The sequence below is a fragment of the Ensifer sp. LBL genome, from assembly GCF_050435225.1.
In the GTDB taxonomy this organism is placed as follows: domain Bacteria; phylum Pseudomonadota; class Alphaproteobacteria; order Rhizobiales; family Rhizobiaceae; genus Ensifer.
In genome coordinates this window covers 62,461-83,811 of the sequence record NZ_JBNDJY010000009.1, presented here as the reverse complement: position 1 = coordinate 83,811, position 21,351 = coordinate 62,461, and the positions used below count along the sequence as shown (strand labels likewise).

Here is a 21,351-nt window from a genome sequence, read left to right as displayed (position 1 = left end):
ATCAGCGGGCCTTGCCCTGTTCTCCTCCGTCTTGCGTTGCGGTATCGACGCAAAAGGTAGGCGGGAAGGACTGGAACGATAAGCCGCCGATTTCGATCCGTACTGGTGAGCCTGGCTAACCAATCGCAATACTGTTCGACGGCACGACCATCGCAACCGTGTCAGTTATGACAGGTACATTTTGGTTTCTCGGGCACGGGACTTTTGGCGCAATTGGGACGGGGCCACGCCACACTTTGATCTCGAGATTCCCTACAAGAGCACCCCAGCCTCGCGGCTCAGCGTATCGATCAGCAGGCGGACACCGGGCAGCATGCCGCGGCTCGCAGGGTAGATCAGCGAAATATCCAGCCCGGGGCCGGCCCAGCCAGGCAATATCTCTATGGCGCTCCCCTCGGCGACCATTCTGCGGCCGATGACGGTCGGTAGGCGGCCGATGCCGATCCCGGCCTCGATGGCCTCTGATATGGCGTGGACGCTGTTGGCGCACATGCGCGGCTTGAACTCCACCTTCACCGGGTTCTGCGCTGCATGGTGGAGTGTCCAGACCTGGCTTTCGCCCGGTACGATCTGCTCGCCGATCAGCGGATAGGCCCTGAGATCGGCGGGGAGCGACGGCAGGCCGTGCGCGGCAACAAGCGCAGGTGCGGCAAACATAGACGCCTCGGTGCGGCCGATCTTGCGGCCGATCAGGGACGAGTCCTTGAGCTTGCCGACGCGCACTGCGAGGTCATAGCCTTCGGCAACGAGATCGGCATGGCGGTCTGAGACGTCGATCTCGCAGTGCAGTTTCGGGTTCGCCGCGGCGAAGCGCGCCACGATCTTGCCGAGACCCGCCTCGACCAGCACCGACGACATCGACAGCCGGAGCCTGCCGGAAGGTTCTGCGACCGCTTGGGCGGCTTCGTCCGTTGCCCGTTGCAGGGCATCGACGATCAAGCGCCCGTGGACAAGGAAGCGCTTGCCGGGCTCGGTAAGAGACGAACGTCGCGTCGTTCGCGCGATCAGCCTGACACCGAGGTGCTCCTCCAGTTCGGCCACGCGCTTGCTGACGGTCGCCAGAGGAATGCCCATAGAGCGCGCCGCGGCGGTGAAGCTGCCCATCTCCGCAACGCGGGTGAAAATGACAACGGCCTCGACCGGAGGGAGGCGCTCCACGGTTGAAGCGGCAATCATCCTATTATCTACATCCATGGATTATAATTCCACATTTAGAGAATTATCCAATCAAAAGGGATAATCTACCTTTTCTCCATGAACCAGATGTTTTTCACGTTCCGCGCCTTGGACCGGAGTTCGCTGCCGATTCCGAACCTCAAGTCCTGGCGGCCGTCGGAGACGTCACCATTTCCGTCAGGAGACCCGCATGCCTCTCAATGTCAGGGAATTTGCCGCCATGTCGCTGTCCACCGCCTTGCTCACCGCTGAAACCGCGTCGTCAGAGTTGCAACGACCGCCTGCCATCACGGCCATCGATCTGGTCGATCCTGAACTGCGCCCGATCCTTGAACAGATCCCGCCGCTCGACCTCGGCATGGACAATCTCCAGATGGTTCGCGGCGCCCCGTTCCCGCCGGTGCTGACGCCGCCGGCCGTGCAACCGCAGGACCGCTTCATCGCGGGCGATGAGGGGAACTCCAAACTGAGGATCGTCGTTCTCGATCCGGCGCCGGAGCGCACGGACAAACCGGCGATCCTGCATCTCCATGGTGGCGGACTGGTCGTCGGCAAGCCTGAGGTGGCCATTCCCGAACTGCAGCAACTGTCTGCGGAACTGGGTGCGCTCATCGTTTCGGTCGACTATCGCCTCGCGCCCGAGCATCCTTTCCCCGCCGGACTTGACGATGCATACGCGACGCTCCGCTGGCTGCATCAGGCCGCGGCCGAACTCGGCGTCGATCGGGAGCGGATCGCCGTGATGGGCGAGAGTGCCGGTGCCGGTCTTGCCGCTGCCGTCTCGCTCCGGGCGCGCGACCGCGGCGAGTGGCCGATCCGTTTCCAGTTGTTGCGTTATCCGATGCTCGACGACCGCACTGCGCTGCGCTTGCCACCGGCTCACGTCGGGGCCTTCATCTGGAACGCGCAGTCGAATGCTTTCGGCTGGACGGCCGTCCTCGGGCGCGAGCCGCTGATGGCGGAAGCACCGGCGGAGGCGGTTCCGGCGCGCACCGTCGATCTTGCCGGGCTGCCGCCCACCTGGATCGGCGTCGGCACGCTCGACCTGTTCGCACAGGAATCGCTGCATTTCGCTTCCCGTCTCATTGACGCTGGCGTGGCTGTCGAAATGTCCGTGGTTCCCGGGGCCTATCACGGCTTCGATACGATGGTGCCGCAAGCGCGCATTTCGGCGGATTTCATCGCCAGCTGGAAATCGGCCCTGGGCCGATCGTTGGAAACCGACTGAAGGGTAGGCGCACTGCACGGTTCGCGCCGCACGGTTGCCAAGCGCAACAGGCTATCCGCCCAAAGGCGGGCATCTCGCTTGACGACCAACGCCTTTTCTTCCGATAGGGTCAATATACGCGCAGATGCAAGGCGAGGTGGCGACGGTGGCAATGCTCTTGGTTCCCGGCTTCATGCTGGACGCCGATCTCTGGCGCGACGTTGTTCCCGCGCTTGGCGACTACGGGCCTGCGACCTATGCCGACCTGTCGCAGGATGCCTCGATCGCTGCCATGGCCCGTCGCGCGCTGCTGGATGCGCCGGATCGCTTCATACTCGTTGGGTTCTCCATGGGCGGCTACGTCGCCCGGGAAATCGTCAGACAGGCGCCCGAGCGGGTGAGCGCACTTGTCCTCATCGCCACGTCCGCGCGCGGCGATAGCGACGTGGAGCGCCAACGAAAGGCGGCCGTCGCCGGGCAGTCGGCCGGCACGGCATACAGAGGTCTCAGCCGTTTGGCCATCCTCTCGTCCCTGCACCCCGACAATGCCGGGCGGACCGATATCCTTGAGCGCATTCAGGCGGCCGGCCAGCGAATGGGAGGCGACGCCTTTCGCCGCCAGTCGCTCGTCGAGCGGAAGGACGAGCGGGATGCCCTGGCTTCGATCCGATGCCCCAGCCTCGTCATTGCCGGTGAAGAGGATCGCTTGAGATCGCGCGCCGAGGCGCTCGAACTGCACCACGGGCTCGTCGGCTCAAGCTTCGAGGTCGTCGCCGAGACCGGCCACATGGTTCCGATGGAAGCGCCGCAACGCGTTGCGGCAGTCATTCGGGATTGGCTTGATCAATTGAACACGGGCGCCTAACGATCGCGCCAGTCAAGAGGCACCCGTTCGAGCGGCCACGGTCTCAACCTTTTCCATTTCCAGCCCGCTCCTCTTGCCAATCGAGCGGATCTCTCACCGGCCGCGGGCGTGCCCAATGAACGTTCCGAGAGGGCCGCGCACGCCGCTTAGGCGGCCGACTAACTCGCCACGTCCGCTCACCTCCCGTGGACGTAACAGAACAGCGCGAAGAACGCTGTTGACAAAACACACCGATGACTGGCAAATGTCAGAAATGTGCAGACGACGCCGGCTGCCGGCTGGTTTCAGGGGAGACTGGAGCCTGAAACCGAAGGGCCGGAAAGCATATACGTCTGCACAGATGCCAGCATGGAGGGGACATCGTGGCTTTTCAGATGGATCGGCAGCTCGGCTTTCTTGCCACTGTGAACGTTGCCGCGATTGTCGCCGGTGCGGTGCTCGTCGGCGCCAGCTTCGTTGAGCTCTATAACTTCCAGTCCATGGCGTCGCAGGTTCCCGAGCTGGGTTTCCTCGCGCTTGGCGTCATGCTGGCCATGATGTCCGGCAATGGCGGCATCGACCTTTCCGGCATCGCGCTTGCCAATCTCTCCGGGGTTGCCGCCTACTTCTTCCTGCGCGATGTGATTTCCGCGGACGACGCTCCGCTTCTTTTCACCTGGAGCCTGATCGGCCTTGCGCTTGGCGTCGGCCTTGTCGGCGGCATGCTGAACGGGTTCCTGATCGCGAAGGTCGGATTGACGCCGATCATCGCCACGCTCGGCACGCAATTGCTCTTCACGGGGTTGGCGATCGTTCTCACCAACGGTTCGGCGCTCAGCATCGGCTATGTCGAGCCGCTCGACGATTTCGGCAATGCCACGATCCTGAGCGTGCCCCAATGCTTCGCTCTGTTCCTGGTCGTCGCACTTGCGATCGGCGCCATCCTGCGTTTCACGCCCTTCGGCCAGCGTCTGCTTCTGCTCGGCAACAATGCCAAGGCGGCGCGCTACGCCGGCATCCCGGAAAAGCGCATCCTGTTCCTGACCTATACGGTTTGCGGGCTGTTGGCGTCGGTTGCCGGCATCGTAATCGCCGCGCGCACCTCGAGCGTCAAGTGGGACTACGGCACCTCCTATGTCCTGATCGCGATCCTGATCGCCGTCATGGCTGGCGTTCGCCCTGAGGGCGGCTATGGGCGGGTCATCTGCGTCGTGCTTTCGGCAACATCGCTGCAGATGCTCTCAAGCCTCTTCAACTTCATGAACATCTCGAACTTCTTCCGGGATCTCGCCTGGGGCGTTCTTCTGCTCGTCTTCATCGCCACCTCCGGCTTCGATCTCAAAGCCTGGTTCAGGGCTGCCCGCAGCTAACCCAGTTTCCGCCAGGGCCGGGCGCGAGCCTTCGCGCGTCACAGCTCTTTCCTTTCGAAGGCGCAATGGGAGGAACTATGCCTGATTTTCGTAAAATTGCCGCCTGCACCGTGGCCCTCGGCACCATCTGGGCCGCAACGGCGGCCACTGCCGAGGAGAAGCCGAGCATCGTGACCGTCGTGAAGGTCACCGGCGAGAACTGGTTTACGCGCATGGAGGAAGGCGTTGCCGCCTACGGCAACGACAATGATACGGTTGCCACAAGCCAGATTGGCCCCGGCAAGGCAGACGCTGCCCAGCAGGCGCGCCTGATCGAAGACCTCGTCGCCAAGAAGGTCAGCGCGATTGCCGTCGTGCCGATGGATGCAGCGTCGCTCGAAGGCGTGCTGAAGCGCGCCGCCCAGCGCGGCATCAAGGTTGTGACCCACGAAGCCGACAGCATGAAGAACACGCTCGTCGACATCGAAGCCTTCGAAAACAAGGCCTTTGGCGCTCGCTTCAACGAGAAGATCGCCGAGTGCATGGGCAAGTCCGGCAAGTGGACGTCCTTCGTCGGTTCGCTCGGCAGCCTGACGCATGTGCAGTGGGCTGACGGCGGCGCTGAAAACGCCAAGAAGTACCCGGACATGGAACTGGTCTCGGAGAAGAACGAATCCTTCAACGACGCCAACCGCGCCTATGAGAAGGCCCGCGAGATCCTGCGCAAATACCCTGATATCAAGGGCTTCCAGGGCGGCTCTGCCATCGACGTCATCGGCATCGGCCGCGCCGTCGAAGAGGCTGGCCTTCAGGACAAGACCTGCGTCTTCGGTATCGGCCTGCCGAAGGATACCGGATCCTATCTGGAATCCGGTGCTGTGGACGGCATCAGCTTCTGGGATCCGAAGGATGCCGGCTACGTCATGAACAAGGTCGCCGACATGGTCATCAAGGGCGAAGAGATCAAGGACGGCATGGATCTCGGCGTGCCCGGCTACGAAAAGGTGACGGTCAAGAAGGGTGCAGGTGACGGCATCATCGTCGTCGGCGAAGCCTGGGTCGACGTCGACAAGTCGAACTACAGCAAATACCCGTTCTGATCGGTTCAGCCGATCAATGCCGTCGCGCCCACCAGCGCGGCGGCATGTCCCTCGAACGCCCTCATGCCCCATCAGGACAAAGCCATGCAGCCCCAGCCCACTGGCGGTGAACCGCATCTCAAGCCCGCGCCCCCGTTTCTGGAGGTGCGCAACATCGAGAAGCACTTCGGTGGCGTGCGCGCGTTGAAGGGCGTCAGCCTTTCGATCGAGGCCGGCAACATCTATCACCTGATGGGTGAGAACGGCTGCGGCAAGAGCACGCTCATCAAGATCATTTCCGGGGCTCAAGGGGCCGATGCAGGCGAACTCCTGATCGACGGCAAGACGGTCACCGGACTGACGCCGGTCGCCGCCCTCGCTGCCGGCATCGAAACGGTCTATCAGGATTTCTCGCTGCTCCCCAATCTCTCCGTCGCCGAGAACATCGGCCTGACGCAGCAGCTCGTATCCTCGTCGGGCAAACTCGCGCGGCGGCTCGACATACCGAAGATGCGGGCGACGGCCGAGGGCGCCCTTGCGGCCGTCGGCCTGCCCGCGAGCAGGGCCTTTCTGTCGACGCGCACGGACGAGTTGCCGATGGCGACGCGGCAGTTGATCGCCATCGCCCGCGCGATCGCCTCCGATGCCCGCCTCGTCATCATGGACGAGCCGACGACGGCGCTGACCAAACACGAGGTCGACAATCTCATCGGCGTCGTCGATCGCCTGCGCGCCAAGGGCGTGGCCGTGCTGTTCGTCACCCACAAGCTCGACGAGTGCAAATCGCTCGGCGGGCGGGCGATCATCATGCGCGACGGCCAGAAGGTCGCCGAATGCGATGTCGAAGGCCATTCCAAGACCGATCTGGCCTTCTGGATGACCGGCAAGGTGCTGGACGATACGCGCCAGCGCTCTGCCGTCACCCTCGGCGAGAAGTTGCTCAATGTCGAAAAGCTCTCTCGGAACGGCTTTTTCGCCGACGTGTCCCTGTCGCTCCGCAAGGGCGAAATCGTCGGCATTACCGGCCTGCTCGATTCCGGGCGCAACGAATTGGCGCTTGCGCTCGCCGGGGTTTCGCCGGCTGACGGCGGAGGCATTTTTCTCGAGGGCGACGAGATCCGCCTTGGCAAACCCGCCGACGCCATTGCTTCGGGGATTGGCTACGTTCCCGAGGACCGGCTCTCGGAGGGGTTGTTCCTCTCGCAATCGATCAAGGACAATATCGTGGTTCCGGTCCTCGACCGGCTGCGCAATGCCCTCGGTATCGTCGACGGGCGCCGCAGCCGTGCGCTTGCCGAGCGCACGGTCGACGATCTCCAGGTCGTCTCGGCCGGCGTCGACAAGCCGGTGCAGTCGCTATCCGGCGGCAACCAGCAGCGCGTGCTGATCGGGCGCTGGCTGACGATCGAGCCGAAACTCCTGATCCTGCACGGCCCGACAGTCGGCGTCGATGTGGGCTCCAAGGACACGATCTATCGGATCATCCAGCGGCTCGCCGGCGACGGCATGGGCGTCATCATCATCAGCGACGACCTGCCCGAATTGCTGCAGAACTGCGACCGCATCATGGTCATGCGCAAGGGTCGCGTCGTCAAAACCTTTGCCGCCGAAGGGCTGGCCGAAGACGTCCTCTCGCGTGCGCTGACGGACGATACCATTGCGAGGCTTCAATGACCGAAACCACCTTTTCCTCGGCAGCGCCCCGGTCTGAAAGCGCAGGTGCGGTTGCCGGCATCTGGGCGTGGCTCATGCGGCATCCGCCGGCCTTCACACTGATCCTGATCGTCGCCGTCTCGCTCGTCGTCGGCGCGATCAACACGGACTTCTGGCAGGTATCGAACCTTTTCGACATCCTGCGCGCGTCCGTCGTGCGTGGCCTCTTTGCGCTCGGCGTGCTCGTCGTGCTGGCTTCCGGTGGCATCGACGTCTCGTTCACGGCGATCGCCGCCTTCGTCATGTACGCCGTCACCATGCTGGTCGTGAACGTGGTGCCTGACATGCCGATCGTGGCGATCCTTGTGCTCGGCGCTGTCGGCGGTGCCTGTTTCGGCGCGCTCAACGGTGTTCTCGTTCATGCGCTCAATGCGCCGTCGCTGATCGTGACGATCGGCACGCAATATGTCATTCGGAGCTTCCTGCTCACCTTTGTCGGCACGGCGCTGTTCATGAACATTCCCACGGCAATGGACGCGTTCGGAAAGCTTGCGCTCTTCACCCACCACAGTGCCAACGGCTCGACCTCAACACTGCCTGCCTTCGTGCTGATCCTTGCGGTCGCCGCGATCGTCACTTGGTGGATCCTCGAGCGCACCCTGATCGGCCGCGCGGTCTATGCCGTCGGCGGCAATGCCGGCGTGGCCGAACGGCTTGGCTACAATCTGCGCACGGTCCGCATCTTTGTCTTTGCCTATGCGGGGCTTCTCGCCGGCATCGCCGGGATCATTCACGTCTCCAGCAACCGCCTGGCGAACCCGTTCGATCTCGCGGGTGCCGAACTCGAAATCATTGCCGCGGTCGTTCTCGGCGGCGCGCGCATCACCGGCGGCTCCGGCAGTGTCATCGGCACGCTTCTGGGCGTGGTTCTCATCACGCTGGTCAGCAACGTCCTCATTCTTGTCGGCATTCCGAGCACCTGGCAGCTCGTCATCGTCGGCATCTTCATCATTCTCGCCGGCGGGATCTTCTCGATCCGCGGCAGAAAATCCTGACGGCCGGCCTTAAGGCCGCCAAGCCGCGGTCGGGGCCGGTGTCTTTCGACACCCCTGTTTCTTTGAGAAAGGTTTGAGTGCATGGCGCACGATGTTTCGGTCATCGGACTTTACATTCTCGACATCCTCGGTCGCCCGGTCGACCGCATTCCCGAGGGCGGCAATGTCGAGTTCATCGACGAGATCCGCCTGACGGTTGCCGGTACCGCCGGCGGCACAGTGGTCGACCTTGCAAAGCTCGGTCTCAACTGCCTTGCGGTTGGCGCCGTCGGCGACGACGAGAAGGCCGATTTCGTGCTTTCGACCCTGCAGCGCTTCGGCGTCGACACCGCGGAGATGCAGCGGATCCCGGGCGTCCCGACGTCCGCCACGATCCTCAACATCCGCCGCAACGGCGAACGGCCGGCGCTTCACGTCCGTGGCGCGTCCGGTCATTTCGAGATCGCAGCTGAAGCACTCGATCGCGTAACGGAGGCGCCGATCGTTCATCTTGGCGGCACGGGCCTGCTCGACCGCCTCGACGGCGAGCCGAGCCGCGTGCTTCTCGAAGCGGCCAAGGCCAAGGGCCGCACCGTCACCTTCGATCTGCTCGGCGCCAGCGAGAAGACGCTCTCCCTCATCCGCCCGCTCTTCCCCTATATCGACTACTTCATGCCCTCGGTGGAGGAAGCCATGCTGATCTCCGGGCGGAAAACCGCCGAGGATGCGGCGCTCTTCTTCTGCGACCTCGGTGTGAAACACTGCGTCTTCACACTAGGCGGCGACGGCGTCTACTTCATGGATCCGGACAGAAAGACCGTGAAACTGCCGGCCTTCGAGATCGACGTCGTCGATACGACAGGCTGCGGCGATGCCTTCAACGCCGGCTTCATCGCCGGCCTGCACCACAAGATGGACACGGAAACGTCGCTGAAGTTCGCGCAGGCCTCGGCCGCGCTGGTGGCGACCGGTCTCGGCTCGGATGCCGGCATCACCTCCTTCGAGGCGACGCAGGCATTCATGCGCACGGCGCGCGTCAAGACGAACTGACCGGCTGGCGGGGCGCTCCTGTCGGAGCGCCCCGGGCCTATTCGGCCAGAAGCATCTCGGCGGTTTCGATGTCGGTGACGAGGTGGGTGGCGTAGCCGCCATTCATCGTCGCGCGGATCGCCGTGACCTTGTTCGCACCGCCGGCGACACAGACGCGGCTCGGGATCTGCACGAGTTCGTCGAGCTCGATACCCACCATGCGATCGTCGAGTTCACCGCTCACCTGTCGGCCCGCCTCGTCGATGAAACGGCAGATCAGCACCGCGACGGCGCCGTGCGCCTGGTAGGAATCGAAGTCCTCCTGGCTTGCGACATTGGCCGAGCGGATCAGCGTGTCGGGACCGATATCGCCGACGCCGAAGACCAGGATGTTGGTGGAGTGAATAAGCTCGAACTGCTTGACGAGAACCGGTTCCGAAAGCAGCCAGCGCTTGAGTTCCGGCGTCGACAGCAGCGCCGGCGCCAAAAGGTTGACGCAGCGTGCGTGAATGCGCTGGGACATCAGCGAGGTGCAGAACTCCGGCGAGAACTCGGGATTGGCGATCGAGCTGCCCGAGACCTGGACGACAGTGAGCCCATCGAGCGGTTCGGCCAGCGAGATCTGGTCGGCGACGGCAAGCACTGTCCGTCCCCAGGCAACGCCGATCGTGTCGCCTCGCTTGATCATGTCGGCAAGCAGGCGGGCGCCGGCCTCACCGAGCCGCGTGACCAGCGACGCCGGCTCTCCGGCCGGAATGACCAGCGCTCCTTCGAGCCCGAACTTCTCCTTCAGCTTGCGCGCGATGGCCACGCGTCCGCCGACATCCGTGTTGACGCGGATGGTAACGAGGCCGCGCTCACGGGCCTCCTGAAGGTAATTGACGATGGTCGCGCGCGACATGCCGAGGATCTTGGCGATGTCGCTCTGGGTCAGTTGATCGACGTAGTAGAGCCAGGCAGCCCAAACGACCCCGTCATCGAACTCGGGCGGCAACGACTTGCCTTCGCCGATCATCCAACTTGCCCGTGCGCTCTCCGCCATCCGTCACTCCGCCTGATACTGTTTGCGCCACCTCAAACCGGAAATGAGGCCGCCGTCAAACAAATTCGAACGCTCAATTGACATTTGACACATGATGCTGTCATTTGTTTATGCCCCGTTGTAACGGGCGATCGAGAACGGAATCGCGCTTGAGCACGCGGCCACGAATGCGGCCGCATGGGCAGGCGAGACTGCGGCAGACTGGATCGGATCCGCGCCTTCTTCGACGCGGCCCGCGCCAGACGCCGATCCCAAATTTCCCAAGCGGCCTTTCCTGCCAGCCTTCCACGGCGCGGCGGGCACGGTCCCGCCATGTCATTTTTGTCCGGAGCCGTCGCAGGTGATGTCCGCCGGAAGCTGAGGAGCCTTTGCATGAAATCGAGATGGTCCGAAACCGAATATGCCGATGTCGTCGACGCCTACGTCCGCAACGGCGTCAACCGTGATCTGGCGATCCGCACCTACACCACGCGCCTGCTCGGATCCGACCCGGAACTGGTGCTGCATGGCGGTGGAAACACGTCGGTAAAGACCGTTTTCACCGATCTCGACGGCTCTGAGATTCCGGTTCTTTGCGTCAAGGGAAGCGGCTGGGACATGGGCACGATCGAACCGGCAGGCCTGCCCGCCGTCCGCCTGCAACCGCTCCAGGCGATGGTCGGTTTCCAAACGCTCAGCGACGACGACATGGTCATGCTGCAGCGCCGCTTGCTGCTCGATCCGGCAGCGCCCAATCCGTCGGTCGAAGCGATCTTGCATGCCAACCTGCCGTTCAAGCACATCGACCACACCCATGCCAACGCGATCGTGTCGCTGACAAACCAGCCGCACGGCGAAGAAATCGTGCGCGAACTCTTCCCCAAGGCGATCATCGTTCCCTATGTCATGCCCGGCTTCGATCTTGCCAAAGCCTGCGATGAGGCTTTCCGCGCCGATCCGACCGCCGACGGCATGATCCTGCTGAAGCACGGCATCTTCACCTGGTCGGAAGACCCGCGCGAATCCTACGAGAAGATGATCGCCGCAATCGACCGGGCCGAACGCCGCATTGCCGAAGGCAATCCGCGTCCGTTCGTGCAGGTGACGCAGCCAACGGCGCTTGCAACGGCCGCGGAAATTGCGCCGGTCCTGCGCGGCGCCATCGCGATCGACACCGGCGTCGAAGGCTGCCCGAAACGCTTCGTGCTGGAGCACCGGGCAAGCGACCCGGTGCTTGCGTTCTGCAATGCGCAGAATGCCGGCGATCTCGCGCGCCGCGGCAACGCGACGCCAGAGCATGTCATCCACATCAAGCGCTTCGGGCTGGTCCTGCCGGCGCCGGTTGCAGGCGAAATGGCCGCCTGGGCGGAGACGGTGCGCACGGCCGTGGCCGACTACGTCGCCGAATACCGCGCCTATTTCGAGCGCAACAACGCGCGCGTCGGTGGCAACAAGAAGATGCTCGACCCGATGCCCCGCGTCTTCTACGTCGCCGGCGTCGGCCTCTTTGCGGCGGGCCCCAGCAAGAAGGCCGCACGCGTCGGCGCCGATGTCGCGGAAGCCACGATCAACGTCATCCGTAATGCTGAAGGAATCGAGAGCTTCGAAGCGCTGTCGGAACAGGATCTCTTCGACATCGAATACTGGTCGCTCGAGCAGGTCAAGCTGACGAAACAGGTGGAGAAGCCGCTCAGCCGGCAGGTCGCGGTCGTGACCGGCGGGGCCGGCGGCCTTGGCCTTGCGATTGCCGAGGCGCTGCGCGCGGAAGGTGCAGAAATCGCTCTCGTCGATCTTGCCGAAGCGACGGTCAAGAAGGAGGCCGCCCGGCTCGGAGGGCTTGGCGTCGCCTGCGACGTGACCAATCCTCAGGCCGTTGACGCCGCTATCGCCGGCGTCGCCGAACATTTCGGCGGTATCGACATCGTCATTTCGAACGCGGGTGCCGCCTTCCAGGGCGCCATGATCGAGGTCGCCGACGAACTCTTCGAGAAAGCCTTCGCCCTCAACTTCTGGGGACACCATTACATCGCTCGGGCAGCAACCAGGGTTATGAAGGCGCAACGCACCGGCGGCGCACTGGTGTTCAACGTCTCCAAGCAGGCGGTCAATCCGGGCCCCGATTTCGGTCCCTACGGCACGTCGAAGGCGGCGCTGATGGCACTAATGCGGCAATACGCCGTCGAGCATGGCGCGGACGGCATCACTTCGAACGCCGTCAACGCCGATCGTATCCGCACCGGCCTCATGACCGACCAGATGGTCGAGGAGCGCAGCCGCGCCCGCGGCATCACGCCGGAAGCCTACATGCGCGGCAACCTCGTCCACCGCGAAGTCGCCGCCAAGGATGTGGCCGAAGCCTTCGTGCACCTTGCCAAGGCGCGCACAAGCACAGGCGCGGTCATCACCGTCGACGGCGGCAATGTCGCGGCGATGATGCGATAGAAGGATAATGGGCGGCCGCGGTGAGAACCACCGCGGCCGTGCCCAACGAAATGAAACACATCGGCACGATCTGCGGCCGACAGTGGTGTCGCCGTAGCCAAGGCAATCGGCCACGCAACAACCTATGCCGCCGCTGACAAGCAGGGCTCAGCCAACGATTCGGCGCAGGCGCTCCTAGATCCCGGAGCCGTCCAGTTCCTGCTCGTCCTCGCCTTCCCAAGGCAACGGCATCGCAGCGCGATCGAGATTGGCCGTGGGCATCGGCATCCAACACTTCAACTCAGGCTCGGGATACTCGATGATGCGGCCGGGCGAGGAATCGGAGGCGCGCCAGCCTTCAGTCCCGAACTGATCACCTTTCGACCAATAGGCGAGATCGACTTCCGCGGCGCCCTGCTCGGACGGCCGAATCGTGACGAGGATCCGGCTCCCGTTTTTCGGAGCGCTTGCCATATGACGCCAGTGGTCCGCCTCAGCCATCATTTACCTCCTGCCTTGCTGCACCTGACAAGTGTCGCCTCGGCGCTGAGAACGGTCAACTCATAGTTTGCGTGGGGCGAGGGGATGAGAACAGCGAACCCTGACCGCTGTCCTTCACGCATCTAGAGGACGACCACGGTCGCGCCCTTTGATACTTTCCCATAGAGCTCGATAACGTCTTCGTTGAGCATGCGGATGCAGCCCGAGGATGCTTCGGTTCCGATGGTCCAGGGCTCGGACGTGCCATGGATGCGGTAGAGTGTGTCCTTGCCATTCTGAAACAGATAGAGCGCCCGCGCGCCGAGGGGATTGTCCGCTCCCGGCGCAATCCGCTGCGGCAATCCTTGAACGTCCCTCTTCATGTCATCCGTCGGATGGCAGCCCATGACATTGAGCGGTATCGACCGGAGGTTACGTTGAGAGCAATCGTTGTGCTTCGGGCACGGCAAAATCGAAGAGCACCCTTATCGGTGTTTGCCAGCTATCCGGGTCGTTGTAACGACCTGCGAACGAGGCGACGACAAGACCGGCGGATCGGTCGACAGTCAGCCGTTGACCGCCATAGCCAACGCCCATGACAACGGCGTACTCGACGGATTGCTTGACGTACCAAAGATAGCCGTACTGGATGAATTCGTTGATGGTCGCGCACGGCTTGAACGAAGCGTCGAGCCATTCTGCCGGAACGATCTGGCGGCCGTCATAGACACCGCGATCCACCACGAGGCGGCCGATCTTCGCAAGATCCGGTAATGTCAAACGTAGGCCTGACGCAGCGGAAGGCTCGCCGTCGTCGCCGGCAACCCATTCAAATCTGCCGATCCCCAACGGTTCGAACAGCTTCCGGGCGGCATAGGCGTCCAACGTCATGCCGCTTCCATACTCGATGAGCTTGCCCAGCAGTGCCACAGCACCACCACTATAGTTCCATGTTCGTCCAGGGGCCTCGCGGATCGGCTGGTCGAGGATGAAACGGTAACGATCGGGCGCCATCTCCATGGCAATTTCGCTGTTTCGCGGATCGCTGTAAGGCAGGCTTTCGTCCCATTCGAGCCCCATCTGCATCGACAGCACGTGTCGAATCAGGATCCGGTCGCGACCGGGCTCATGCATGAGATCGGGGTATTGCGGGAAGTGCGGGTAGAGGGGGGCTTCCGGTGCAGGAACTCTGCCTTCGGCCAAAGCGATCCCGTACAGCAAGCCGACCACCGATTTGGATATCGAGCGAAGATCGTGCAGCGTTTCGGGTCCATGATCGCGATAGCCGACAGGCTCACCCCAGCGCTCGTCAGCCCCCGGAAAATAGACTTCGGCGAACCTGCGGCCCCGAAGATCGACGATTGCGCCATGCAGACCAGGCAGATCGCCCGCGTCAAAACTTGCTTTCAGTTTCTGTCCGAGTGCTTGTTCGTCTAACGGCATATGGGACCCTGTTGAACTGTACCAACGTCAGTCGTGTGTGTGTCTGTTGAAGCAGACATTCCACTCGGAACTGTAAGAGCCGGCTCTTCCGCGCGGTGGAAATGCGCCGGGCGCTCGCGGTGTGTCTCGTGGAGGACAAGGCCTTGTCGGCTTTGCGTCAGCATTTGGCCAAGACAAGCGATCGCACGGACGCCTCCGTTGGACGGCGAGATTGCGCGCTCGTTGGCATGATCGGGCGGGCGACGGCGCCCTCGCTCGCCTAACCAAGCATCGTGCCGCCCGGCCGCAATCAATAGTTTCGATCTATTTCTACAATAGCGACAATGAATTTGTCCTATGAGACCCATCTATGACAAATGCCGGCCGAAGGGACGAGACGAACAAGTCCCGCGGCAATGTCCGCAGACAAGGAAAGCAACTGCAAGGCGCCGTATCCTTGCAGGTTTGAGGCGGTGCGACCGAGGTCTGCATCGCTTCTTTTTTTAAGAACACCAACCTGACGGCTTCCGATGAACCTTTATCTGTCTATCGTCGAGCAGACCCTGCTCTCGGCGCCCGTGCTCTTCTTCTGTCTCGGGTTCGGCGCCTCGATCCTGGGCGCATCGATCGCTCTGCCGAGCGGCGTTTCAAAGATGATTGCGATCTACCTGATGCTGGCGATCGGCTTCAAGGGGGGAGCGGCGGTCGCGATGGATGCCCTCTCCACCGAAGTGCTCCTGTGCCTGCTCGTCGGGGTGGTTCTATCCGGGGCGACGCCGTTTGCCGCCTTTCGTCTTCTCGGATTGGTATCGCCTCTGCCGGCAACCGATCGGGCAGCGATCGCTGCGCATTACGGCTCGATCTCCATTGTCACGTTCACGGCCGCGACCGATGCCCTGACCCGATCTGGCATCGAGTTCAGCGCAACCATGGTGGCGGTTGCGGCCGCGATGGAAGCGCCGGCCATCATCAGCGCCGTCTATCTCTTGCAACGTGTGGGTGCTGGCGGACAAGCCAGCGTGAAGCGTGCCGATCGCACGGTCATGCAGGAGGTATTCTTCAACGTGACGATCGTCGTTCTGCTCGGCGCCTTCGTCATCGGCGCGGTGACGGGCAGGGATGGGCTCTCCGACGTGTCCGGCTTCCTGGTCGATCCCTTCAGGGGCGTTCTTTGCCTCTTTCTCCTCGATCTCGGAGCCGTGGCGGGGCAGGGGCTTCGCACCGGTTGGCGCAAACTCACCTGGCCGCTGATGCTGTTTGCGGCCTGGGTGCCGGCGCTTTCGGCTGCCCTTGTTCTTCTGTCGGCACTGGCCCTCGGCCTGTCGCATGGCAACGCCGCTTTGTTGACGACACTGGCTGCGAGCGCCTCCTACATCGCCGCGCCCGCGGCGATGCGCATGGCCGCACCGGAAGCCAGACCCGAGATCTATCTGACCATGGCGCTCGGCGTCACATTCCCGCTCAACCTGCTGATTGGCGTGCCGCTCTACATTTCACTGGCCGGTCTTCTTGCCCCTTAGCCCGCGACAGCCCGAAGCCTTGCCGGTTCGGGCAGAAGCGATGGCCTGCCCATCAGGCAATTCCCTTCTTGCGCGCGGCGCTATCGGCCTCGCGCGCCAGGATCTCGTAGTGGCGCTGTCTTCCGCTGTTTTCCCGCCAGTAGAATCCGACCTCGCGACGAGCTGCCCAGTCCTCGATTTCGATCAGCTTGACGTCGTCGTCCTTGCGAAACTCCGCGCGGGCATAAAGCTCCGGAAACAGCGAGCAGCCCATGCCGATCGAGACCATCTGCCTGATGGAATCGAGGCTTGTTCCCTCATAGTCATCGATCACCCGGGCATCCGCCACGGCCGCAAGGTGCTTGACGTTTTCGAGCAGCCGGTGGCCGCTGCCGAGCGCCAGCAGCGTTTCGCCTCGCAGCGCCCGGGTCTTGACCGAGGTCTGCGAGGCCAGCCGGTGTTCGGCGGGAACGCCAAGAAAAATCTTCTCGTCGCCGATGCGCCGGAACCTGAGGCCGGCACGCTCCGGCGCCGGTCCGAGGCCACAATCGACGGCACCTTCGGCGACCGCCGTTTCGATCCATGCCGGCGGGTCCTCGCGGATATAGATCTTCAAGGCCGGGAATTTTCGATGGACGCCCGGCAGAAAGCCCGGAAGAAAATAGGGACCAAAGGTCGGGGCCGTCGCCATTCGAACCAGGCCGCCGAGGCTTTGCGTGTCCTTCAAGGCGCCTTCGACGAGGTCATCGACGGTCGCGAGCGCCATGCGCGCGCTACGCGCCACATCCTGGCCCGCCGGTGTCGTGACGACACTCGTCGAGGTGCGTTCAAACAACGTTACCCCGAGTGACTTTTCGACCAGCCCAATCTGAACGGAAAGGGTCGGTTGCGAAACGTGGCAGCGCTTGGCGGCTTTGCCGAAGTGCCGGAGTTCGTCGAGGGCCGCTATGTATTCAAGCTGGCGAAGAGTGGGTCGATAGGCCATTCCCAATTGATAAAACCTATCACAGGAATTTCAACTATGAATTGGCACTATGAACAGAACTGGTCGAATGTCGTGAAGTCAAACAAAGGCTATCGCAATGGATCAGTTTCTGAAGTCTCTCCGCAGCCGCAAGGCGATCATTGAAACGCGTATCGCCGAGGAACAGGCGCGGGCCGCCCCGGATCGCTTTCGTCTCTGGACGCTGAAGAAACTCAGGCTGCAGTTTTTGGAGCAGATCGCATTCGTCGAGCGCACGAACCGTCTGCTTCCGACGTAAGCTCCGATAGCACAACCGCGAGCCACGGCTTGGCAAACGACGTCGCCTCCCCGGCGGCCGATTGGCTCCTGATGTCGGTACCTTTAACGGTATCGCGTTGCCTGGCTTCCCGGACGCTGGTTGCCTGTCAGCGTCCGGCGCCAGCAAGCCTTACGGGATGGCGATGACCGCCTCGATCTCCACCTTCGCGCCCTTCGGCAGCGCGCTGACTTCATAGCAGGCGCGGGCCGGGAACGGCTTGGCGAAGAAGCCCGCATAGACCTTGTTGATCTCCGCGAACTGCCCGAGGTCGGTGAGCAGAACCGTGGTCTTGACGGTGTTGGAAAGGGTCGTGCCCGCGGCAGTCGCGATGGCCGCAAGGTTCTTCAGGCACTGCTCGGCCTGCGCGATCGCGTCGTCCGAATTGAACTCTCCGGTAGCCGGATCGATCGGAAGCTGGCCGGAGACGAACAGCAGGTTGCCGACCTTGATCGCCTGCGAGAAGGGACCGACGGCGCCCGGCGCATCGGTGGTGTGGATTTCCTGGATCATGATCCGTCTCCGAGATTGGTGGTTGAATTGAACACGCTTATGCGTAGCGGGCGATCGCGAGATCGGTCGCGTCGATCTCCGGCTTACGCCCGCTGACGAGATCGGCGATCACCCGTGCCGAACCGGAACTCATCGTCCAGCCGAGCGTGCCGTGACCGGTGTTGAGGTAGAGGCCCGCGACCTTCGTCGGACCGATGACCGGCGTGCCGTCCGGCGTCATTGGGCGAAGGCCGGACCAGAAGCTTGCCTTCGACACGTCGCCGCCCGGGAAGAGATCGGTGACGGAGTGCTGGAGCGTCAGGCGACGGGGTTCGCCGAGATCGTTGGTGTAGCCGGAGATTTCCGCCATGCCGCCGACGCGGATGCGGTCGCCGAGCCTGGTGATGGCGATCTTGAAGGTTTCGTCCATGACCGTCGATTCCGGCGCGCGTGACGCGTCGGTGATCGGGATCGTCAACGAGTAACCTTTGACCGGGTAGACCGGCAGGCGGATGTCCTGCGGCCTGACGAGGAGAGGGGAGAAGCTGCCGAGCGCCACGACGACAGCGTCGGCCTTCAGCGTGCCGTGCGCCGTAACGACGCCCTTGATCCGGCCGCCTTCCACGTCGAGACTGCGGATGATGCTGCCATAGTTGAAGCGCACGCCGAGCGCTTCCGCCTTTTTCGCAAGCTCGTTGCTGAACTTGAAGCAGTCGCCGGTCTCGTCCTTCGGCGTCAGCAGGCCGCCGACGATCTTCTCGCGCACATGTTTCAGCGCCGGTTCGACGCGAATGCAGCCGTCGCGGTCCAGGACCTCGTAGGGGATGCCGTCGGCGGCAAGCGCCTTGACGTCCTTGCCGGAGGCGTCGAGCTGGGCCTGGGTGCGGAAGAGCTGCAGGGTTCCCTGCATGCGCTCGTCATAGGCGATGCCGGTTTCGGCGCGCAGCGCGGCGAGCGAGACGCGGCTGTAGTCGGCAAGCCTTAGCATGCGGCTCTTGTTGATCGCGTAGCGCCCGGACGTGCAGTTCGAGAGCATCTTGATCATCCAGGAGATCATGGCGGCATCGACCTTCGGACGAAGAATGAGCGGCGCGTGCTCCATGAACAGCCATTTCATCGCCTTCATCGGAATGCCGGGTGCCGCCCAGGGCGAGCAGTAGCCGAAGGAAACTTCGCCGGCATTGGCAAAGCTCGTCTCCAGCGCCGGCCCGGGCTGGCGATCGATGACGGTGACCTCGTGTCCGCTCTTGGCAAGCTGGTAGGCCGAGGTGACGCCGACGATGCCGGCGCCGAGAACGATAACTTTCATGATGTCCTCAAAAACAAAGGAAGCTCAGCGGTACTGCCGTTCGTAGCGATGGCCGAGACCGGTCAGGATTTCGTAGGAGATAGTGCCGGCATCGCGTGCGATGTCTTCGAGTGTCTGGTTGGGCCCAAGGACCTCCACCAGGCTGCCGAGTTGCAGGCGCCCCTCCGGCAAGGCCGAGATGTCGATGGTGATGCTGTCCATCGACACGCGACCGACGATCGGCAAGCGAATGCCGTCGCAATAGACCGCACCGCGATCGGTCAGGCTGCGCGGCAGGCCGTCGGCATAGCCGGCGGCAATGGTGGCAAGCCGGGTCGGGCTTGCGGCGACATGGCTGCCGCCATAGCCGACGCGCGCACCGGTCGGCACTTCACGCGTCTGCACCACCGCGACATCGAGCTTGATGACCGGCTCCATCGGGTTTGGGTGACCATCCGTCGGAGCCCCGCCATAAAGCGCGATCCCCGGCCGAACCAGCACGCCGTGATAGGCTTCGCCCAGGAAAATTCCGCCGGAATTGGCGAAGCACAGCTCGTATTCCGGAAACTCCGCTGCGATGCGCCGGAGTTCGGCAAGCTGGCTGCCGTTCTGCTCGCTCAAGACGTCGTCGGCAGAGGCCAGGTGGCTCATGACGAACTGGATGTCGATCATGCCGCAGGTCCGCAGCATCGAGGCGACCGCCGGTCGTTCCTGCGGCGGGACGCCGAGCCGCGACATGCCCGTGTCGAACTGCAGCGCCGCAGGGAGCCGGCGGTTGAGATTTACCGCCGCACCGGCCCATTGCCGCAATTGCTCAAGGGAATTGATCACCGGTACGATACCGTCGTCGGCGCAGGCGAGCTCGTTGCCCGGCTGCAGGCCGTTCAGGACGAAGATCATCGCATCGCGGGCAAGCTGCGGTCGCAGGCGCCGAGCCTCCACGAACTGGGCCACGAAGAAATGCCGGCAGCCATGGTCATAAAGGCGCGCCGCGACCCGGTCTGCGCCAAGGCCATAGGCATCCGCCTTGACGACGGCTGCGGCCCGCGCCGGCGCAATTTCAGACACCAGCCGGTCGTAATTGCGAACCAGCGCCGCAAGGTCGATCGTGAGGTAGCCCGAGGCGCCGCTCTTGATCGCTTTCTGCTGCGTATTTTCCCTGACTGCGCCGTCCATGGCCGAGCCTCCCAACCTGCCCGGAGGGTAGTGAAACGATCGCAGAATTGTCGACGAATTGTCGATTGATCGTTGCGCCAATTCGTGATCTTTGAATGAAACGATCACGAATTGGAATAATCTGCAATGACTGCGCTCGACACCATAGACCGCAATATCCTGCGGCTGCTGCGCCTGGATGCGCGCCGGAGCAACGCCAGCCTCGCAAGCGAGGTCGGGCTCTCGCCCTCCGCCTGTCTGAGGCGGATAAAACTGATGGAACAGTCCGGCGTCATTCGCGGCTATACCGCCCTTGTGGACACCTCGAACGTCGAGGCCACCATTGCCGTTATCATCAACATCACGCTGGACCGACAGACAGAGGACTATCTCGACCGGTTCGAGGCGGCGGTGCGACGGCATCCCGAGCTACGCGAATGTTTTCTGATGACTGGCGGATCGGACTATCTGCTGCGCGTCGAAGTCGCCAATGCTGGCGAGTTCGAGCGCATCCACAAGGAGATCCTCTCGGCCTTACCGGGGGTCTCCAGAATCCATTCGAGCTTTGCAATCCGCAACGTTCTTGCGACACGCCCCAAGGCACGTCGATAGGCCGCAATCCCGGAACCCGCGCGGCCGTCCCTAGCAGAGCAGGAGGGCGACAAGCGTCGACGCGAGGAGATAGGCAAGCCCATCAGCCGCAAGTCGGTCGCGCAGGGTGTGCGTGATTGGTGATTTGCACCGCGCTCGGCACGATCGAGCGTCGAACGTTCCTATATGAAACAGAACGAATATTCCGAAGGTGGAAATTTGCGAATTCTGCATTCTATTTTCTCTTGCAGGTTCGTTAGCGTTCGTTTTTAATCAGCGCACTTTCGCTGCGAAAGTCAGGCGCGACTGATTGAGGAGGATCAACGCGACT

Annotated in this window: 20 protein-coding genes; 11 read left to right on the top strand and 9 right to left on the bottom strand. The window is 62.9% G+C overall.

The features are described from left to right. Window positions 1-252 precede the first annotated feature (252 nt). The gene (locus OKW20_RS29040; protein WP_429177802.1) at window positions 253-1,194 is read right to left on the bottom strand and encodes a LysR substrate-binding domain-containing protein; all 942 of its coding nucleotides are present in this window, start codon (window positions 1,192-1,194) and stop codon (window positions 253-255) included. A 172-nt stretch (window positions 1,195-1,366) separates the two neighbouring features. Here OKW20_RS29040 and OKW20_RS29035 point away from each other — a divergent pair, with 172 nt between their 5' ends. The 7 genes from OKW20_RS29035 (at window position 1,367) to OKW20_RS29005 (ending at window position 9,392) form a co-directional block, all read left to right on the top strand. Continuing rightward, the gene (locus OKW20_RS29035) at window positions 1,367-2,404 is read left to right on the top strand and encodes an alpha/beta hydrolase (RefSeq protein WP_429177800.1); all 1,038 of its coding nucleotides are present in this window, start codon (window positions 1,367-1,369) and stop codon (window positions 2,402-2,404) included. A gap of 151 nt (window positions 2,405-2,555) precedes the next feature. After that, window positions 2,556-3,248, top strand: a complete 693-nt coding sequence (locus OKW20_RS29030; RefSeq protein ID WP_429177986.1) for an alpha/beta fold hydrolase — start codon at window positions 2,556-2,558, stop codon at window positions 3,246-3,248. A gap of 374 nt (window positions 3,249-3,622) precedes the next feature. Further along, window positions 3,623-4,597, top strand: coding sequence for an ABC transporter permease (locus tag OKW20_RS29025; RefSeq protein WP_429177982.1), 975 nt, complete (start codon window positions 3,623-3,625; stop codon window positions 4,595-4,597). 77 nt (window positions 4,598-4,674) lie between these two features. Beyond that, complete coding sequence (locus OKW20_RS29020) at window positions 4,675-5,676, top strand: substrate-binding domain-containing protein (RefSeq protein ID WP_429177798.1); 1,002 nt, start codon at window positions 4,675-4,677, stop codon at window positions 5,674-5,676. An 84-nt stretch (window positions 5,677-5,760) separates the two neighbouring features. Then, window positions 5,761-7,329 (top strand): sugar ABC transporter ATP-binding protein, encoded by a 1,569-nt coding sequence (locus OKW20_RS29015; protein WP_429177796.1) that lies wholly within the window; start codon window positions 5,761-5,763, stop codon window positions 7,327-7,329. Window positions 7,330-7,403: 74 nt separating this feature from the next. Next, window positions 7,404-8,363, top strand: coding sequence for an ABC transporter permease (locus OKW20_RS29010; protein WP_429177980.1), 960 nt, complete (start codon window positions 7,404-7,406; stop codon window positions 8,361-8,363). 81 nt (window positions 8,364-8,444) lie between these two features. Continuing rightward, the gene (locus OKW20_RS29005; protein ID WP_429177794.1) at window positions 8,445-9,392 is read left to right on the top strand and encodes a carbohydrate kinase family protein; all 948 of its coding nucleotides are present in this window, start codon (window positions 8,445-8,447) and stop codon (window positions 9,390-9,392) included. A gap of 37 nt (window positions 9,393-9,429) precedes the next feature. Here the strand turns inward: OKW20_RS29005 and OKW20_RS29000 are convergent, their stop codons facing one another. Further along, window positions 9,430-10,413, bottom strand: a complete 984-nt coding sequence (locus tag OKW20_RS29000) for a sugar-binding transcriptional regulator (RefSeq protein WP_429177792.1) — start codon at window positions 10,411-10,413, stop codon at window positions 9,430-9,432. 372 nt (window positions 10,414-10,785) lie between these two features. On the opposite strand from OKW20_RS29000, the gene OKW20_RS28995 reads away from it, so the two are divergent. Continuing rightward, the gene (locus OKW20_RS28995; RefSeq protein WP_429177775.1) at window positions 10,786-12,834 is read left to right on the top strand and encodes a bifunctional aldolase/short-chain dehydrogenase; all 2,049 of its coding nucleotides are present in this window, start codon (window positions 10,786-10,788) and stop codon (window positions 12,832-12,834) included. A gap of 174 nt (window positions 12,835-13,008) precedes the next feature. On the opposite strand, the gene OKW20_RS28990 is transcribed toward OKW20_RS28995, so the two are convergent. The 3 genes from OKW20_RS28990 to OKW20_RS28980 all read right to left on the bottom strand — a co-directional run bounded on the left by OKW20_RS28990 (window position 13,009) and on the right by OKW20_RS28980 (window position 14,736). Next, a complete protein-coding gene (locus tag OKW20_RS28990; protein WP_043612527.1) occupies window positions 13,009-13,314 on the bottom strand; it encodes a hypothetical protein in 306 nt (101 codons plus the stop codon). A 122-nt stretch (window positions 13,315-13,436) separates the two neighbouring features. Beyond that, window positions 13,437-13,676, bottom strand: coding sequence for a L,D-transpeptidase (locus tag OKW20_RS28985; RefSeq protein ID WP_402322533.1), 240 nt, complete (start codon window positions 13,674-13,676; stop codon window positions 13,437-13,439). A gap of 49 nt (window positions 13,677-13,725) precedes the next feature. Then, entirely contained in the window at window positions 13,726-14,736 is a 1,011-nt protein-coding gene (locus OKW20_RS28980) for a serine hydrolase domain-containing protein (protein WP_429177770.1), read from the bottom strand. A 509-nt stretch (window positions 14,737-15,245) separates the two neighbouring features. Between OKW20_RS28980 and OKW20_RS28975 the strand changes: the two genes are divergently transcribed. Then, window positions 15,246-16,235 (top strand): sodium-dependent bicarbonate transport family permease, encoded by a 990-nt coding sequence (locus OKW20_RS28975; protein WP_429177768.1) that lies wholly within the window; start codon window positions 15,246-15,248, stop codon window positions 16,233-16,235. A 52-nt stretch (window positions 16,236-16,287) separates the two neighbouring features. Here the strand turns inward: OKW20_RS28975 and OKW20_RS28970 are convergent, their stop codons facing one another. Continuing rightward, window positions 16,288-17,199, bottom strand: coding sequence for a hydrogen peroxide-inducible genes activator (locus tag OKW20_RS28970; RefSeq protein ID WP_043612521.1), 912 nt, complete (start codon window positions 17,197-17,199; stop codon window positions 16,288-16,290). Between the two features lie 97 nt (window positions 17,200-17,296). On the opposite strand from OKW20_RS28970, the gene OKW20_RS28965 reads away from it, so the two are divergent. Beyond that, window positions 17,297-17,476 carry a hypothetical protein gene (locus tag OKW20_RS28965; protein WP_429177766.1) on the top strand — a complete coding sequence of 60 codons (180 nt, stop codon included), beginning with the start codon at window positions 17,297-17,299 and terminating at the stop codon, window positions 17,474-17,476. A gap of 150 nt (window positions 17,477-17,626) precedes the next feature. Here the strand turns inward: OKW20_RS28965 and OKW20_RS28960 are convergent, their stop codons facing one another. From OKW20_RS28960 to alr, 3 genes are read right to left on the bottom strand one after another with little or no spacing between them, the layout of a single operon-like run. Beyond that, window positions 17,627-18,007: a RidA family protein gene (locus OKW20_RS28960; protein WP_192449836.1), complete on the bottom strand. Its 381-nt coding sequence runs from the start codon at window positions 18,005-18,007 to the stop codon at window positions 17,627-17,629. Between the two features lie 37 nt (window positions 18,008-18,044). After that, window positions 18,045-19,295, bottom strand: a complete 1,251-nt coding sequence (locus OKW20_RS28955; RefSeq protein ID WP_429177764.1) for a D-amino acid dehydrogenase — start codon at window positions 19,293-19,295, stop codon at window positions 18,045-18,047. Between the two features lie 24 nt (window positions 19,296-19,319). After that, the gene (gene alr, locus OKW20_RS28950) at window positions 19,320-20,450 is read right to left on the bottom strand and encodes an alanine racemase (protein WP_429177762.1); all 1,131 of its coding nucleotides are present in this window, start codon (window positions 20,448-20,450) and stop codon (window positions 19,320-19,322) included. Between the two features lie 126 nt (window positions 20,451-20,576). Here alr and OKW20_RS28945 point away from each other — a divergent pair, with 126 nt between their 5' ends. Further along, complete coding sequence (locus OKW20_RS28945) at window positions 20,577-21,041, top strand: Lrp/AsnC family transcriptional regulator (RefSeq protein WP_043612509.1); 465 nt, start codon at window positions 20,577-20,579, stop codon at window positions 21,039-21,041. The last annotated feature ends 310 nt before the right edge of the window (window positions 21,042-21,351 follow it).